12 protein-coding genes are annotated in these 16862 nt (G+C 59.6%); all 12 read left to right on the plus strand.

The annotated features are described in order from the left end of the window. Positions 1 to 2219 (plus strand): glycosyltransferase (locus EOM25_07545; protein NCC25038.1); only part of this gene is annotated, 2219 nt, incomplete at its 5' end. 3 nt (positions 2220 to 2222) lie between these two features. Further along, positions 2223 to 5600, plus strand: a complete 3378-nt coding sequence (locus EOM25_07550) for a glycosyltransferase (GenBank protein NCC25039.1) — start codon at positions 2223 to 2225, stop codon at positions 5598 to 5600. Between the two features lie 15 nt (positions 5601 to 5615). Then, on the plus strand, positions 5616 to 6785 hold the full coding sequence (locus tag EOM25_07555; GenBank protein ID NCC25040.1) for a hypothetical protein: 1170 nt from the start codon (positions 5616 to 5618) through the stop codon (positions 6783 to 6785). Between the two features lie 7 nt (positions 6786 to 6792). Further along, the gene (locus EOM25_07560; GenBank protein NCC25041.1) at positions 6793 to 9642 is read left to right on the plus strand and encodes a glycosyltransferase; all 2850 of its coding nucleotides are present in this window, start codon (positions 6793 to 6795) and stop codon (positions 9640 to 9642) included. 2 nt (positions 9643 to 9644) lie between these two features. Then, complete coding sequence (locus EOM25_07565; GenBank protein ID NCC25042.1) at positions 9645 to 10328, plus strand: hypothetical protein; 684 nt, start codon at positions 9645 to 9647, stop codon at positions 10326 to 10328. Beyond that, positions 10325 to 11260: a class I SAM-dependent methyltransferase gene (locus tag EOM25_07570; protein ID NCC25043.1), complete on the plus strand. Its 936-nt coding sequence runs from the start codon at positions 10325 to 10327 to the stop codon at positions 11258 to 11260. Before EOM25_07565 ends, EOM25_07570 begins: the two co-directional genes overlap by 4 nt. Before the next feature lie 82 nt (positions 11261 to 11342). Then, a complete protein-coding gene (locus EOM25_07575) occupies positions 11343 to 12200 on the plus strand; it encodes a hypothetical protein (GenBank protein NCC25044.1) in 858 nt (285 codons plus the stop codon). 130 nt (positions 12201 to 12330) lie between these two features. Continuing rightward, a complete protein-coding gene (locus EOM25_07580; protein ID NCC25045.1) occupies positions 12331 to 12966 on the plus strand; it encodes an FkbM family methyltransferase in 636 nt (211 codons plus the stop codon). 3 nt (positions 12967 to 12969) lie between these two features. Continuing rightward, complete coding sequence (locus tag EOM25_07585) at positions 12970 to 13842, plus strand: sulfotransferase (GenBank protein NCC25046.1); 873 nt, start codon at positions 12970 to 12972, stop codon at positions 13840 to 13842. Further along, on the plus strand, positions 13842 to 14819 hold the full coding sequence (locus EOM25_07590) for a hypothetical protein (protein ID NCC25047.1): 978 nt from the start codon (positions 13842 to 13844) through the stop codon (positions 14817 to 14819). Before EOM25_07585 ends, EOM25_07590 begins: the two co-directional genes overlap by 1 nt. Positions 14820 to 15097: 278 nt before the next feature. Next, a complete protein-coding gene (locus EOM25_07595) occupies positions 15098 to 16306 on the plus strand; it encodes an ATP-binding protein (protein NCC25048.1) in 1209 nt (402 codons plus the stop codon). Beyond that, the coding region (locus EOM25_07600; GenBank protein ID NCC25049.1) for a hypothetical protein at positions 16303 to 16862 on the plus strand (560 nt) is incomplete at its 3' end. The genes EOM25_07595 and EOM25_07600, both read left to right, overlap by 4 nt.

Here is a 16862-nt window from a genome sequence, read left to right on the forward strand (position 1 = left end):
GCCACAAGGAGATCCTGGAAGACGGCACGCTACGCAACCACGAATTCCGCCCCAGAGGCTTACCGGAAGTTTTCAGTCCTCGCGAAGTCGCACCTCAAACGGGCGTCAGCCCATTTCTCTGCGCCCATTGGACATGGCTTTGGCCAACCAGTCTTTTACAAAAACGAAAGATACTGCACGGCGAAGACATGCGCACGGGCGATGACATATATATGCATGTTCAGCTGTTTTTCCAATATAGTCGTGTTGCTTGGATCGATGACATAGTCTACTTTTGGATAAAACGAAAAGAATCTCTATCAAATACTATATACACTTCTGACCATTACGAAAATTACTTCAGATGCTGTGATCTTTTTTATGTAGAAGCAAAAAAAAAGAACCAGATTTCTCTTGCGGATGATTTTTTCGACCAGTATTTGGCACTTTATCCAGGACACTTGCTAGCACAAATATCGTCCGGAAAAAGTAACGAACAAGATGCTCAAAATGTTATTGATGTGATGCAGCGCATCAGCGAGCGACACGGAGTTTTACAGCGCTGTATGCCTACGTTAAAGACGAATCCAGCGCGTTATGCAGGATTGGCCCGATTATGGGGCATATTGCAAAGTCAGGCTCCTTTGGCAGTCACAAAACTTATTGAATCGCAAATAATCTTCAGTCGCTTTATGGAAGAAAGACAGTACGACGCTATCCGCAACAACGGTTGGAGCCGCCAAGTCTCCTTCGACAAGCTCGACCGCGAGGCCGGGCTGGTCCGGGCGCGTTACCTCTTCTGCGACAATGCTCCGGAGGAGCGGTTCGTCTCCGGCCAGGGGGTCGCCGAACCGGCCTACGCCAAGAACCGCACCGTGCACACGGGCGACGGGTACGTGATCTTCGAGCGCATCCTCTGGCTGCCGCTGCCGCCCGACGGGGACGAGCGCATCACCCTGACCGTGGCCGGGCAGGATTCCGGGCTGAACCACACCGCGTCCCAGCTCCGCACCGCCTTTGCGCCCAGGCCCCTGAACGACGCGGGCTTCCCCCCTGACGTCCGCGCCCTGCGCCGGCTGGCCGCTTCACCCGCCGTGCGGAAAAAATTCAGGGATGCCTGGCTGTTCATCGACAAGGACTGCGAGGCGGACGATAACGCGGAGCACCTCTACCGTTATGTCCGGACGCACCATCCGGAGGTCAACGCCTGGTACGTGCTGGCCCGCGATTCCCGCGACTGGCCGAGACTGGAGGCCGAGGGATTCCGGCTGGTCGCCCACGGCGAGATGGAACACCATGCCCTGTACCTGAACTGCGCGAAGCTCGTCTCCAGCCAGATGGACTGCTACATCTTCCGCCCCCTGGAAGAGCGGTACTTCACTGATTTCCCCGAACCGCAGTTCGTCTGCCTACCCCATGGCGTGACCAAGGACGACGTCTCCGGCTGGTTCAACTCCATCCCCTTCGACCTGTTCGTGGCCGCCACCCGCGACGAGGCGAAATCCATCACCGCCGACGGCACGCCCTACGTGATGTCCGCCAAGGAAGTCCGGCTGGGCGGCTTCCCGCGCTACGACAAATGGATGGAACCGGTGGAAAGGGAGAACATCGTCTTCATCATGCCCACATGGCGGGCCGACCTGGTGGGGGAATGGGATGGCAAGGGGCAGAAGCGTGCCAGAAATCCGCATTTTGGTTCCTCGAAATTCGTCCGCATGTGGAAGGAGTTATTTGAAGATCCACGCATCGCTGAACTGACATCACGCTACGGTTATCGCGTAGTTTTCTTCGCTCACCCAGGTTTCGAGGACTACCTCGACGACTTCCATTTCCCAGATTTTGTAGAAAAACGGTCCAAAAATCATGGTTCCATGATCAACATCATGCAGCGCTGTAAAGTCATGATCACTGACTTCTCATCAGTGGCCTATGACATGGCTTATATGCGAAAACCCGTCATCTATTATCAATACGAAAGCAAAGACGATTTCACCCGAAGCCAGAGATGGATAAGCGGCTACATCAACTACAAAACCATGGGCTTCGGCCCGGTCTGCCGCGACCGCGACGCCCTGTTCCGCGATCTGGAAGCGGCCATGGACGCAGACGGCGTCATGCCCGAACCCTACCGAACCAGAGCCGATAAAACCTTCGCCCACCACGACGCCGACTGCTGCCGCAGGGCCTGTGATTTCATCATGGAGTCCTCCCGCCCGTTCGCGTCCCGAGGGGAGGACTGAGCCGTGCCGGAACGCTCCGTCACCACAGGAGGCGAACGCTTCGCCCTCCGCGACCGCATCCTCCGGGACATCCGGGAGCTGCGCCTTCTCCGGTTGCCCCATCCACGGCTGATCATGCTGCACGAGCGGGCCATGGAGCTGTGCGCGGCCCTTGAACAGGGGCTGCGGACCGTGGCCGGAGGCGACCCCGCCCTTGCAGACAACATTGGCCCCGCCTTGGAAGGTCTGTGCGGGCTGCTCCGCGACCAGGCCAGACGAGCGGCGGACGAACTTGACGCCGTGGAGGGTCTGGTCGGCTACATGCGTCTGCCCGGCGAGCTGGCGACTCTGCACAAGCGCGCAGGGGAACTGGCGGCGGAGATTGCCGGAGACGGGCAGGACGACCGTTTTGCGTCCCGTTGGACCGAGCTTGCTGACGCCGTGGACCGGCTGGGGAGCGCGGCTCGCCGGGCGTGCGCCTTTGCCGAACCCAGAATCGAGGCAGGGGTGGGGTCCATCGACAGGGTATTCTCCATGTTGGAGCGCAACCCCGGCCTGGCCCCTGTGCGGCGGGAAGCGCAACTCGCCCTGACGCAGCGGGCCCACGAGGTCCTCGGAGAATGCTGGCTGTTCGACAAGAACTATTACACCGGGGAGGCCGCCGCCGGTACGGAAGGTGTTTCCGACCTCCTGGCCCACTACCTGTCCGCCGGCGAGACGGCCCGTCCCCACCCCTTTTTCGACCCCGCCCACTACCGCCAGTCCTACCCGGAGGTGACCCGGCTTCGATATTTTGCACTAGAGCATTTCAACCGCTACGGGGAAGTCCTGTATTACGATCCCGGCCCGGATTTCGACACCCTTTACTACCTGGAAGCCAACGACGACGTCCTGCAGGCCGGGATTCCGCCCTTGCGCCATTTCGTGGGCCACGGGCTGCCAGAAGGGCGCTCGCCCTCGCCCCGCGCCCTGGGTTTTTTCAGCGACCGGTTCATCGGTGCGAGCGCCGCGCGCCCGGCAATCCTGGCCTCGCCCGCAGAGCTGGAGGGAACCCTGGGCAGAGTGCGGTCCTGGCTCGAAACCGCGCACGGCGGGCCGGTGCCGGTCTTGGGCTCTCTGGACGGCGATCTTCCGGACGTTCTGTTTTTCGGCGCAACCGGAGCCACCCTGCTCCGCGACGGGAAGGCCCTGTCGGCCCTCACCGGCCGCAGCGCGGTCTACGTCGGGGACGATCCGCAGGCCGACCTGGACGGTCTGCCGGATACGGACACATTCCCGCTCGACCGGTTATGCGCCTTCACCACCGATGGCGGACGGTTCCTGCGCTGGCAGGAATCCGAGCGGCCCCGGCGGCTGCTGCACCATCCCTTTGCCGATCCGCATTCCTCTCTGCCGATCCTGCGGGCCCTACTGGACCGCGCGGCCCGAAACGTCCCGTTCAGCAACAGACGGTATTTCCCGGAAACAGCGCCGGACAACGGGCCGTGCATCTCCGTGGTCAGCATCATCTACCGCAAGGCCAAGGAGATGATCTCCTTTCTCCAGGGACTGAACGGCCAAAACCTGGCCCGCCCCTATGAGGTCGTGCTGGTGGACGACGCCTCCCCGGACGACGCCGTGGACGAGGTGGAGCGGTGGCTTCGGGAGATCCGGTCCGCCGGGTTGCTCAACCGGTTCATGACCGTGCGCGTCCTGCGCAACGAATCCAACCGGGGCAACTGCGTCTCGCGCAACCGGGGCATCGAGGCGGCCAAGGCCGAGATCGTGCTCGTGGCGGACGGCGACGTACACTTCTCCACCGGAAGCCTGGGCGCTCACCTGCGGGCCTACCGCAACGGCGATTGCGACGCGGTGATCGGCTTTTCGCTCTTCGACATGGACGGCGAGATGGCGGAGGAGTGGGTCACGGCCTGCGAGGCGGACGGGAGGATCGTGGAGCGGCGGCTCGCCCGCCCCCTGGTCTCGGGATACCGGCAGATGGTCCTCGACGAATATAGCGTCTTCAATTTCATCACCCGCAATGTCTCGTTCCGCAAATCCACTCTGGAGGGGAACTATTTCGACGAAGCATTCGGCTATTCCAGCCGCAAGGACTCCGGGTACGGCAACGAGGACTTCGAGATGGGCGCGCGACTGTATTTCAGCGGCAAGCGAATCCGCTTCATCAAGGGTTCAGTGGGCGTACACATCCGCCACCGGGACAGCGCGCACAACGACAACAAGCTGCTGGCCAACATCCGCAACTGGAACCGGCTGCTGGACAAGCACCCGGACCTCCCCCGGGTGGACCGGCAATACTGCCAGTGGCGAACCAGGTCCCTGCTCGCCAAGGGGTCGGGACAGCGCGACTCGGACGAGGTCAGGACCCTCAGGGCGCGGCTCGCAAATGGATTCCCGCCCCCGGTGTCCATCCGTCTTGCGCATCCTCTGCGCATCTTCACCCGTGCGCTGAACGCTCCGTACCAGCGCGAGCTGTTCAAGCTGGGGCACGAATTTCTTCTCGCCGCCGAATACGGCGGCTGGGACCATTCCCTACGCCCACTGCCCCGCATGGCGCGGACGGTCTCCGCCGAAGACGCGGTCCGGGCGCTATGCGACGCGGCCATTCTCGACTTTGACGGACGGGTCGCGCAGTCCGGTTCCGAAGAGGCGAGACGGCTCGACGAGCTGCTTCGTCTCGCCGCGCCCCTGCCCCGCGTGGCCGTGTGCCACGGACTCCCGCCCGGTCCGGCCGCGGACGGTCTCGCCGCCCTGCGCGAACGGCTCGCGGGTGTCCATGTGATCTGCGACTCGCAGGCCTCGGCCCGGCTTTGGGGGTTCGAAGACTGTTCGGTAATCCTCCCCGGCCTCACCCCCTTGGATTTTTCGCCCGGCCGTTGCACCGGAGACTGTCTGACCCTGCCCGAAGAGGCCTTTGCGCAGGACGGCGAAGCGGACGAATGGCTTTCACAAATTCAGGCCCGGCTGGCGGGTCGTTGCGAAGTGAAACGGTTCTCCCCGCCCCCGGTCTATCCTGGATACGCCGAGGGAACCAACGAGCGGGGCCTGGTCGCGCTCCAGGGCTGCGCGGCCTACCTTCGGGACTTCTCCCTGTTTCTCAACCCGTGCGCCGAACAGCCCCTGCCCAGGGTGCTGATCGAGGCCATGACCACCGGGGCGGTCCCTGTGGTCCGGCGGACCGAGGACGCGGAGGCCTACATCCGGGACGGCGTCAACGGGTTCATGACCGATTCCCCGGAAGAGATGGCGGACCGGTTGCTGCTGCTCAAGACCGACGTGGACCTGTGGCGGCGAATGTCCCGCGCCGCCCGGCTGGACGCAATGGACATTTTCAACGTGGACAGGTTTCTCGCGGCCTGGAGCGAAGTGCTCCACCGGCTGGTCCCGGCCACGACGGAATAGTAAAGGAGCGAAGAGATGGATACCCCCCCCCTGATCATCTGCGGAATGCACCGCTCCGGCACCTCGCTGGTGGCCGGACTGCTCTCCGCCTGCGGGCTCGACGTCAGCCCGGAGAGTTTGCTCATGCTGCACCAGGACGACAACCCCACCGGGTTCTACGAGAACCACGAGATCGTGAACATGCACGAGAACGCGCTGGTCCGCGCCGGGTTCGGGTGGGACGCCCCGCCGCCCGCCGACCCCGCCCCGGCCTGGGAACGGTCCGTGGCCCTGACCGAGGACGCCCGAATGACCGCCTCGCGCTACCGGGGCCACGACACCTGGGGGTTCAAGGACCCCAGGGCAAGCCTGTTCATGGGATTCTGGCGATCCCTGTTCCCCGGTGCGCGGTTCCTGGTCTGTCTACGCAACCCGCTGGACGTGGCCCTGTCCCTTCAACGACGTTCCGGTAGCTCCATCATCGCCGGGCTGGCCCTGTGGCAGCGATACTACGAGCACATTGAGCGCGACTTCGACCCGGCCAGGGACATAGCCGTCCACTTCGACGTCCTGCGCCGCGACCCGCAGGGCGATCTGACACGGCTGCTCCATGGATTCGGGCTGCAAGCGACCCCCGACCAGGTCCGGGAGGCGCTGGCCATGATCCGCCCGGCCGCGTCGGACAGCGGGTACAGCCTGCTCGCCGCCAGGGCGCACGGTCTGTCCGAGCGTGGCGCGGCCCTCTATTCCCGGTTCCTAGAATGGTCCGGCCCCGGCTGTGCGGCCCTTTCCGCACGCGAACCTCTGGCCGCGCTCGGCGCCGGATTCGAGGTCGTCAAAGACCAGGGGGCCTGGATGGGACGACAGGGGATCATTCTGGTGGACGCCTCCAAGGCCACCGGCACCCTCGTGTTCTCGTTCAACGCCCGGTCCACCCTGCTCGACTCGTCGCCTACGGGGCAGCTCTCCCTGAACATATCCCTGGACGGCCACGGCGAGACCTCGGTTACGTTGACCGGCGACAGGGCGGAACAAATCTTGCTTGGATTGCCCCAAACCGGGCAAAGGACCTTGACCCTGACGCTCCGCAGCAGCTTCGCCTCGTCGCCCTGCGCCGCCGGAATCGGTCCCGATCCAAGAATTCTGTCAGTCAATATCGGAGGGCTTCAGGTTGTGGAGCAACCCATTGTCCCCCTGCAAAAGTGAGGAGCCCATGGCGACCCAGGTCAGCATCATCGTCCTGTGCTACAACAAGGTAGCGTATACAAAACAGTGCCTTAGGTCACTCTATGCCAACACGGACAAGAGCCGCTTCGAGCTTATCGTCGTGGACAACGCCTCCAGCGACTCCACGCCGGAGATGCTCGCCGAGTTCACCGCAAGCCACCCCAACGTCAAGGTCATCCGCAACGAGGAGAACCTCGGGTTCGTGGGCGGCAACAATTGCGCCCTGGACAGCGTGGAAGGCAAATACGTCATCTTTTTGAACAACGACACCGAGGTCCAGCCCGGCTGGCTCCCGCCCCTGGTGGAGACCATGGCCGAACCGGGAGCGGGCGCCGTGGGCTGCAAGCTGGTTTATCCCGACGGCACGCTCCAGGAGGCCGGAGGGATCATATACACCGACGCCAGCGGCACCAATTTCGGCAAGTTCGACAATCCCAAGCACCCGGAATACTGTTCCTTCCGCGAGGTGGACTACTGCTCGGGCGCAGCCCTCATGGTCCGCGCGGCCCTGTTCCGCGAGCTGGGAGGCTTCGACGCCCGTTACCAGCCCGCCTACTACGAGGACACCGACCTCTGCTTCACCGTCCGCGAGAAGGGGCTCAAGGTCTTCTACGAGCCGCGCAGCGTGGTCGTGCACCACGAGGGCAAAACCGCCGGGACGGACGTGACCAAGGGGTTCAAGCGGTTCCAAGAGATCAACCGCGAGAAATTCATCGAGAAGTGGGCTGCCGAACTCAGGAAGCAGCCCGCGCCCGGGCCCAAGACCGGCGCCAACGTCCGCGCGCTCATCGACCGCAGGTTCCGGGGCAAACCCCAGGTCCTGGCCGCGGCGGACGAACCGCCCCAGTACGACCGCCAGGGCGGTGCGCTGCGCTTCTACCATTTCCTGCAATATCTCGTGGAGTCCGGCCACCAGGTCACCTACTTGGCGCGCAACGTCACCGAGCGTCCGCCGGACGTCTCGCTGGTCCCCTACGTGGAGCGGCTCCGGCGCATGGGCGTGGTCGTGCACGGCCTCAACGCCTTCCAGCCCTCCAAGATGGACGTTTCCCAGACCCTGCCGCCCATCCAGCGGGTGCTGACCGGGCGCGACTTCGAGGCCGCGCTCCTGTTCAGCCACCGCGAGGGCGGGTTTGTCCTGAACCACATCAAGGCCCTGGGGCTGCGCATGCGCATCTTCATGGACTCCGTGGATCTGCATTTCCTGCGCAAGGGGCGCGAGTGCCGCCGCTCCGGCGGTTCCCCGTCCCGCTGGGTGGACTATGCCGAGGGCAAGGCCCAGGAACTCGCCACCTACCGCCAGACCGACTGCGTGTTCACCGCCACCGCCGAGGAGAGCGATTTTCTGCAACGCGGCCTGGGCATCCGCCAGGCGGCCTACGTCCCGGACACCTTCCCGCTGTCCAAGGACGTGCCCGGCTTCGACGAGCGCGAGGGGCTGGTCTTCCTGGCCGGTTTCCGCCATGCCCCGAACCTGGACGCGGCCATGTACCTGATGAGCGAGATCCTGCCCCACATCCGCAAGGAGCTGGGCGACGTGCTCCTGTACATGGTGGGCGACGGGCCGCCGGACTCCCTCAAGAAGCTGGCCGACGAGCACACCGTCATCACCGGATGGGTCCCCAAGCTCGAACCGTACCTGAGCAGGATGCGCGTGGGTTTGGTGCCCATCAACTACGGCGCGGGCATCAAGGGCAAGCTCTGCCGGGCCATGGGCTACGGCACCCCCAACGTGTCCACCACCGTGGGCGCGGAGGGCATCGGCCTGACCCACGAGAAGAACGTGCTCCTGGCCGACGACCCGGCGTCCTTCGCCAAAGCCGTCGCCCGGCTGTACAACGACCGGGAGCTGTGGGAGCGGCTGTCCCGCAACGGCTACGACCACATCCGGGAACGGCACTCGCGGGAGAGCGTCAGCAGGATCCTGCTGGGCACCATGTTCCCGGCCGAGTCCATCGCCGAGTTCCCCCAGGTCCGGGACATGCGCTTCTTCGACCTCGTGTCCGGGGGCTACGTGGGTCTGGAAAGCGGCCGGTTGGCCGAGGCCCAGTCGGAGTTCCGCCGGGTCATCGAGCTGTACCCCGGCGCGGCCGAGGGCTACATCGGCCTGGCCAGGACCTATCTCGCCCAGGGCAAGGCCAGGGAGGCACAGGCCACCCTCGCCCGGACCCCGGAGAGTGAAACCGGGAGACAGGAATTCACCATCACCCAGGCGCGCTGCCTGCTCGCCTTCGGCAGGAAGGGTATCGCCCTCAAGCTGCTCGACGACCTGGCGTCCAGGGACCTGTTCGACGTCTTCTTCATGGAGGAGCTGGGCACCCTGCAGTTCGCCGCCGGAGGGAGGGAGCAGGCGCAGCGGAGCCTGGAACGCGCCCTCAAACTTGAAAACGACATGTCCACCAGGGTCCGGCTGCGCACCGCCCTGGCCGACGTCAAGAAGGCGCTGGGCGACGTGCCCGGCGCGCTGGAACAGCTCTCCGCCGTCAGCCAGATGTACATCGACATCAACGAGCTCGAGGGGTTCCACGCCCTGGACGCCAAGATGGGCGAACTCGTCGCCGAGGCCCTGCCCCCGGCGGCCGAATTGGCCCAGCCCACCCCGGAGGAGCTGCGCGAGCTGGCCCCGGTGCTGCGCCTGACGGGCATGCGCGTGGGCCGTCTCGGCCCCATCAGCAGCCGCGAGTACGCCCTGCACCGCGCTCGTCCCGAAGAGGCCCCCGACTGGCTCGCCGAGGTTTTCGCCGGCCTAGACCGCCTGGCCCGCAGAAACGGGGGCAAGGCAACGTCCAGGTCCGGACGTTCTAGCAAAAAGGCCACTTCCCCAAACGAAGGTTGACAATGTGCATAATCAACAACAGTAAGAAATTCATTTTCATACATATCCCAAAGACCGCCGGAACGTCCGTGGCCCTGTTCTTCTCCAGATACAGCCGGTATTGCGACCTGGAGATCGGGGCAACCCAGCTGGGCGAGGCGATCCAGCCGGAATTCTTAAAGCGGTTCAAGATCTGGAAGCATTCCACCGCCCAAGAGATCAAGTCCGTGGTCGGAGACGCGATCTTCGAGGAATACAAGACGTTCACTTTCGTGCGGAATCCCTACGACAGGCTCTTTTCCACGTACAAGTTCCTAAAAACTTGGCCGCACTGGCCCGGCCACGAAAAGTTCGTCCAGTTCCAGACCTACCAGCAGTTCATCGAGTCCGGCTGGTGGACCGGCAAGGTCAAGCCGGACCGGATGTTCCGCAGGCAGATCAGCTGGATCAGGGAGAGCAGCAGAGGCCCCCTGCTGAAGATCGATTTCATCTGCAAGCTGGAAAACATCAAGAACGACATCGACCGGCTCTGCGAGGGCATCGGCCTGGACAGGGAGCGGGGCGGACGCATCCAGAGGATCAACAAGGCCGAGCTCCAGGAAAGGAACGTGCTGCCCGAGAACCTGCTGAAAAAGCTCATGCTGTTCTATGCCATCGACTTCGATTACTTCGGCTACAGCACCGACTACGGGAAGTACGCCTTATGATCCGCAACAGCCAGGAACACACCCGGACGAATGCCATTGGAGGATTCATGCCGATCCAGGTCCGGAGGGACACCGTCCTGCACAGCGAAGCGACCCTGCCCGGCACGGGGTACCCCGCGGAAATACTGGCCAGGTTCTCCAGCCACGCCGTGTGGAAAAACTACTTTTCCCAAAATAAGTTCATCAATACGCCGGAATATCTCGCAGCCCTCGTAGACGTCATACGGCGTCAAGGGTTCCACTGCCCCTTCCACCTGCGCCATGTCGCCCCGGACGAAATCCAGTTCGGCCCCAACTACCGCGAGGGGCTTTGCCACGGCGGGCTGAACAGCCGCCAGCGAGCGGTCTGGCTCGAACTGAGCCGCTTCCAGGCGGAACGGCCCGACAGGGAGATGCGGATATACGCCCCGGAGGCGGTCACCGATTTCGCCCTGCTGCTGCGCGGCCGCTACGCGAAGTTCATCGGCTCGGAGTATGCCCCGTCGCCCAAGGACCAGGCCGCCCTCTATCCCATCCGGCACGAGAACCTGCAGAAACTGAGCTTTCCCGACGGCGCGTTCGACGCGGTGGTGGTCAACGACGTGCTGGAACACGTCCCGGACGTGGACCTCTGCCTGCGCGAAATGGCGAGGATACTCCGACCGGATGGAGCACTCGTGACCACGTTTCCATTCGCCATGGGGAACGCCCAGTCGATCATCAAGGCACGGTTGACCGAAAGTGGAATAGAGCACCTCGACGAACCGCAATACCACGGCAACCCTGTGGACCCAAAGGGAAGCCTCGCCTTCGAGATTCCTGGCTGGAACATTCTCGAACGCGCCAAGGAGAGCGGTTTTTCAACGGTCGAAATGGTCTACGAAACATCCCTCCACCACGGCATCCTCGGTGGCGGGTTCTCGGGAATTTTCACAATGGTGGCAAGACGCTGACAGCCGTCTCTCAAGGGGCTGAATCCAGTCAACCACCGGGCATGACGATTCGAGCAAATAACAGTAAGCCCGCCTAGGCAGGATGATGATGTTGCAAGGAACGCGTAGTACAGCTGTCGAATGCATAATTTATACTAATTGCCAAGGTCCAAAGCTTTTATCCATACTTCGAAAATCAAAAAAATTTAATCAGTTATTCAGAGCGAAAGCTTTTCAAAATTTTTGCAATGAAGTCCCAACAGACCGTGAATTAGAAATATGCAACTTATTTATATATCAAGAATTATCAGAGAAGTGGGACAACGCGAGCACAAACTCGATCATAAAAAAGCTTCCACCAGACTGTATTTGTTTTTGCATTCCAAAATTTAAGTGCGAACTATTTTGGCCTTTTCATTGCCGGAATCCTTTCAACAAACAAAATGAAGGTCAAATCCATGGAATGTTCCCATATGGAGACTCAAAAGTCTTTGATCTAATGACTGTGAAAAACAAAACACCGAAGCAACTTGCGGAAGAATATGCATCACTCGATCTATCAAAAATCATTGATTTCGACGCACTACTGATTAAGATACTCAACTATTATCGTGAACACCACAATTCACGGGATTACAATTTTTCCAGTGTATTTAAAGTGAATCTTTCACACAAACACATGTTTCGATCATTCAACCACCCTACAAATACAGTACTTCTTGATGTTGCAAACACAATACTTGAAAAATTTGGACTTGAAAAATTAAAAAACAAAAGCATTTCTGACTTAGAAGATCTCGGACATGACTACAACGTACCAATTCACCCATATATAATAAGTCAATTTAATTTGCGATATAGTAATAAAAAATACAATGTAAACAACAAAATTGTTACGTTTGAAAAATATATTGAAAATTATATAATATATGCATTAAAAAATAAAAATGATAATGATTAATTATTCGTATACAATTATTATATTATTATTTCATAAATTATGAAACATTATTTAACAGATATTTAATTACTAAAATAACTTAAAAAGGCGAATTCAATCTGAAAATCACATATTCTAAAGGTTCTATTCAATGATACAGACATTTAATGAAATAGTGAAGAGTTTCGCCAAAACTATTCCCGATTTCCTCTTTGTCGTGATCGGAGCCAACGATGGCATGACGGGCGATCCAATTTACCCTTTCATCAAGGAATACGGTTGGAAGGGTGTGCTGGTCGAACCCCAGAAAAACCGATTTGACGAACTGGTTAGGAATTTCGCCGGGCAGGACGGCCTGGCCTTTGAAAACGCGGCCATCGCCGAGACACCGGGCACGGTGATACTGAACACCTGCGGCGAGCTCGGAATGGGTTCCTCGCTCATGCCGGACGAATACTTTCTCGAAGTCAAGCCGCAGGCATTCGCCAACCGCCAAGCGTGTGGCGGTACGGTCCCCGTGAAGGTGGACGCCATCACCCTGGATGACCTCCTCTACAAACACAAGATGGCGAAGGTCGACCTGTTCTCCATCGATGTCGAAGGGTATGACTTCAACATCATTAAAATGATAAATTTCGAACACTACAAGCCGTCCCTCATCAACTATGAATCCGACAAGCTTGGAAAACAAAAACAACTTTGCGAGCGGCTGCTGCGGGCCTATGGCTATCAATTTCATTATCATGGGCTGGACACACTGGCCTATCTGATTTCTCCGGAGGATTGATTGATGAACAACGGGATGGCTCAACCCGTCATCATGCTGGGATGCCAGCGTTCCGGCACGACGTATCTGGCGAAGGTGCTTGGACTCCATGAGAAGGGCTTCTTCTGGAGCGAGGCCACGGTGTTCCGATACATGGTCCTATTCTTCTGGAACTACATCCGCGACCGAGGGTCCTTCCGCCAGCCCCGGTTCATGGAGGTCCTCCACATGCTCAAGGCCCCGCGCGGCATGCCCATCAACGAGCAGGGCGAGAAAATCCTGGCCAGCTTCGAGCGGACGCTCCTCGGCTACTTCAACGACGGGCGTCTCGAAGCGTGGGCGGACAAGGGCCGGAAGCGGGAATTTCTCCAGGCGCTGTCCTACGACACCATGACCCTCGGCGCGTCCGAGGTGGCCTACTGGGGCGACAAGTACCCGGAATACGTGTTCCAGATCCCCGAACTCGTGGATATGTTCCCCGAGGCGCGGTTCGTCTTCGTCATCCGCAACCCCTATGCCGTGGCCGAATCCCTTGTCCGGCACCTCAACCCCAGGGACCGGGTGGCGGGCGGCATGCGCTTCACCCTCAAGGACTGCTGGGACCAGTGGTTCGATTGGAACCGCGTCTGGATCGAGAACCACGAGCTGATCCCGGCCGCGAACCGGTTCGTGATCCGCTACGAGGAGTTCCTGCTGGACACCGGGCGCGTCATGGGAGACCTCTCCGCCTTCATGGACGTGGACCTGATGGCCTCGCCCGGCATCCGAAACGAGCTGAAGGCGATCCAGCCGCACAACCTGGACAAGTGGAAGAAGACCGACGTGTACGAGCAACTGCGGCATATGCCGGTGGCTCCCGACCAGGTGAAGGTTTTCGACTACTACGGCGGGCTGTGATGCACATCGTCTTCCTGACCAGCGAGCAGGCCAATGCGAGGGAGCGCATCCTGATCACCGAGGGGCTTCTGGCGCATCGGGAGCTCGACCTCTCCTTCAACCGGGCGGAATCCGTCATGGGCCGGGCGGTGACCGAGACCGCCCCGGACATATTCGCCGCGCTGGAGTCCTGCGACTACATCCTCCAGTTCGAGGACGAGCACTTCTTCGACGAGGATATAAAGACGTTCATCCGGGAGCGGGGCCTGTACCGCAAGCTCGTGTACCTGGACTTCAAGGACAGCCCGCAGATCGAGATGGACAAACTCGCCCGGTCGCACCGCTACTTCAAGCGGTCCTGGCCCCGCGAGGTCCCGCAAAGCGCGCGGTGCATCCGCATCGGCGAGCACACGGTCCACCCCATCGCCTACGGCGCGCTGAAGTCGTATTTCAGCCCCGGCTTCCGGTCCAAGGAGTACCGATTCGACATCTCCTACATGTTCCCGGAGGACGTGGGCGGCAAGCGCAAGACGGTCAGGGACATCATTGCCGGCTACGACTTCGGCGGCCTGCGCGTGAACATGGGCGTGACCACCACCGACGGCGTGGTCGGACGCCAGTCCATCACCAAGGCGGCGGACGACTCCCCCTGGGCGGCCTACTACCGGACGCTGAACGCTTCGAAGATCGTGTTCACCGTGCTGCCCAATGACTGGGACGGCGACTCGCGGACCTGGGAGGCCCTGGCCGGGCAGGGGATGGCCTTCCTCGACCGGCCGGTCCTGCCCTTCGAGAACCGCATCGAGCACATGCGCCACGCCTACCTCTTCGACGCCTTCAGCGAGCAGTCGGTCCTGGAGGCGCTGGCCGCAGCCGTGGACCTGCTGCGCAACCGGGAAGAGACCCGCGCCGCCATTGCCAGGGAGGGGACCCTGCACGCAGGCAGATTTCACATGGGCTTCAACCGATTCTCATCCATTCTTGCAACGCTTCGCTAACGGTATGGAAAACGTAACAAAAATGAGGGCTGGAAGCTCATCATCCACCGAGAACGCCGCACAGGCGCCACCTTCTCCAACCAGACATCATCCATGAACCATCAACCTTGCCCTTTCTTCCCTTTCTCAGCGGCATTTGACCAATCGTGTCGGTCGCTGCGCGATGACTGCCAACACACCTGCGTTGAATCAAGTTCCGTTATACCTGCCCAAAACAATTGACCCAGCCAAAAGATTCGCATATAGTTGAAACTGTGAACAATAAAATGAAAAATATCATCTACAGTCGAGACTATTACCTGAACCGTATCCGCCCTTTTTTTGGAAAGCCCGTGGTCAAGGTTATCACAGGAATGCGCAGGGTGGGCAAAAGCTGTTTGTTGCGGATAATCAAAGAGGCTCTGATTGCCTCGGGGCTTCAGGAAGAAAATATCCTCCTTATCGACAAAGAGTCTCTGGAGTTTGATTTTTTAGCCACGGCAACCGATTTGTATCGGCACTCAATCGCATACTTCGGTGATCTCGCCGGCCCCAAGGCGCTTCTTGTGGACGAGATCCAGGAAATTGAACATTGGGAGCGGGCCGTGGCCTCCATCCTGGGCCGTGGAGATATCGACATCGTCATCACCGGCTCCAATGCCAGCATGTTCTCCGTCGAATTGGCGACCAAGCTTTCCGGCCGCTTCGTTGAATTTCCAGTCTATTCTTTGTCCTTTTCCGAGTTCATGGCTTTTCGGGACTCTCAATGTGGCCCTATGGATGAAGAATTCAGGCGCTATCTTCGATATGGCGGGCTTCCGGGAATTCATCACATGTATTTGAACGACGAGATCATTTTCCAATATCTCAAAGGCATTTACAGCACCATCCTCCTGAAGGATATCGTCTCCAGGCATTCCATTCGTCAGGTGAATCTTTTGGAGCGCATCGCCTTTTTCCTGTTTGACAACATCGGTCAAATTTTTTCGGCAAACAGCATTGCCAGCTTTCTGAAATCACAGCATCTTCGAATCGGAGTGGACACTGTCGCCAACTATCTTCGATATTTTCAGGACGCCTTGATTGCTCACAAGGCCCCACGGTATGATATAAAAGGACGACGATATCTCGAACTGTATGAAAAATACTATCTTGGCGATACCGGGCTCCGTCATGCCGTGCTCGGCTTCCGAGAAACAGATATCGCCCAGATATTGGAAAATGTTGTTTATCTTGAACTTTTGCGGCGGCAGTATGAGGTCTCCATAGGAAAAATCGGTGATCGGGAAATCGACTTCATTGCCACACGGGAAAACCAGAAACTCTACATTCAAGTCACGTATCTTCTGGCCTCTCCGGAAACCATGGATCGAGAATTCTCGCCCTTGCTGGCGGTGGATGACAACTACCCGAAAATGGTTTTGAGCATGGACACCATGCTCGGCAATGATTTTCAAGGTATAAAACGGATGTATCTTCCGGATTTCCTGACATCGTTTCCGTCATGAATCATCCCTCATCTTTAACACTCTCCCATCTCCGCCGTCTCTGCCCTGACTGGGCAGTCGGCGTGGCCGGACGGGGCATACTCCTGCATCATCTGCAGACCATCTTGCGTTCTTCCCTGAACGGCGAACTGAGCACTTTGACCTGGGAAATAGCCCATTGGCGTTGGCAGCTTTTGCCTTGGGACAGGCAGGCCGCCAGCCTGTGTTCCTCTCTGGCCCCCAAAGCCGGGAAATCGTTCAGCCCGGTCACGTCACCGGCCAGTACTGCGCGGGTCGATGAATTCATCGAAACCATCCAGGCCATCAGCTTCGGGGACATGGAGACCGTTGTCCGGCTCTGGAAAAATCACCCACAGGGAGTTGATCTTGATCCGGCCTGGGCCGGCGAGGTCTGCCTGTTCGCCCTGCAACGGGGCAACCTCGATCTGGCCGACATGGTTCTCGAAACCAGCGGACTCGCTCCGGAACATCCGGTTCTCCTCCAGCTTGGAGCCCTGCGATCTCTGTGCTTCGACTCCACCGACTTGGCCATTGGACACATCGACCGACTGACCGA

Source organism: Deltaproteobacteria bacterium, assembly GCA_009929795.1.
Taxonomy (GTDB): Bacteria; Desulfobacterota; Desulfovibrionia; order Desulfovibrionales; family Desulfomicrobiaceae; genus RZZR01.

Excerpts from the sequence above, each read along its gene's own strand:
- EOM25_07570 (NCC25043.1), top strand. The coding sequence starts at position 10,325 with ATGATCCGCAACAGCCAGGAACACACCCGGACGAATGCCATTGGAGGA.
- EOM25_07575 (NCC25044.1), top strand. The coding sequence starts at position 11,343 with ATGATGATGTTGCAAGGAACGCGTAGTACAGCTGTCGAATGCATAATT.
- EOM25_07580 (NCC25045.1), top strand. The coding sequence starts at position 12,331 with ATGATACAGACATTTAATGAAATAGTGAAGAGTTTCGCCAAAACTATT.
- EOM25_07590 (NCC25047.1), top strand. The coding sequence starts at position 13,842 with ATGCACATCGTCTTCCTGACCAGCGAGCAGGCCAATGCGAGGGAGCGC.
- EOM25_07585 (NCC25046.1), top strand. The coding sequence starts at position 12,970 with ATGAACAACGGGATGGCTCAACCCGTCATCATGCTGGGATGCCAGCGT.
- EOM25_07565 (NCC25042.1), top strand. The coding sequence starts at position 9,645 with ATGTGCATAATCAACAACAGTAAGAAATTCATTTTCATACATATCCCA.
- EOM25_07560 (NCC25041.1), top strand. The coding sequence starts at position 6,793 with ATGGCGACCCAGGTCAGCATCATCGTCCTGTGCTACAACAAGGTAGCG.
- EOM25_07555 (NCC25040.1), top strand. The coding sequence starts at position 5,616 with ATGGATACCCCCCCCCTGATCATCTGCGGAATGCACCGCTCCGGCACC.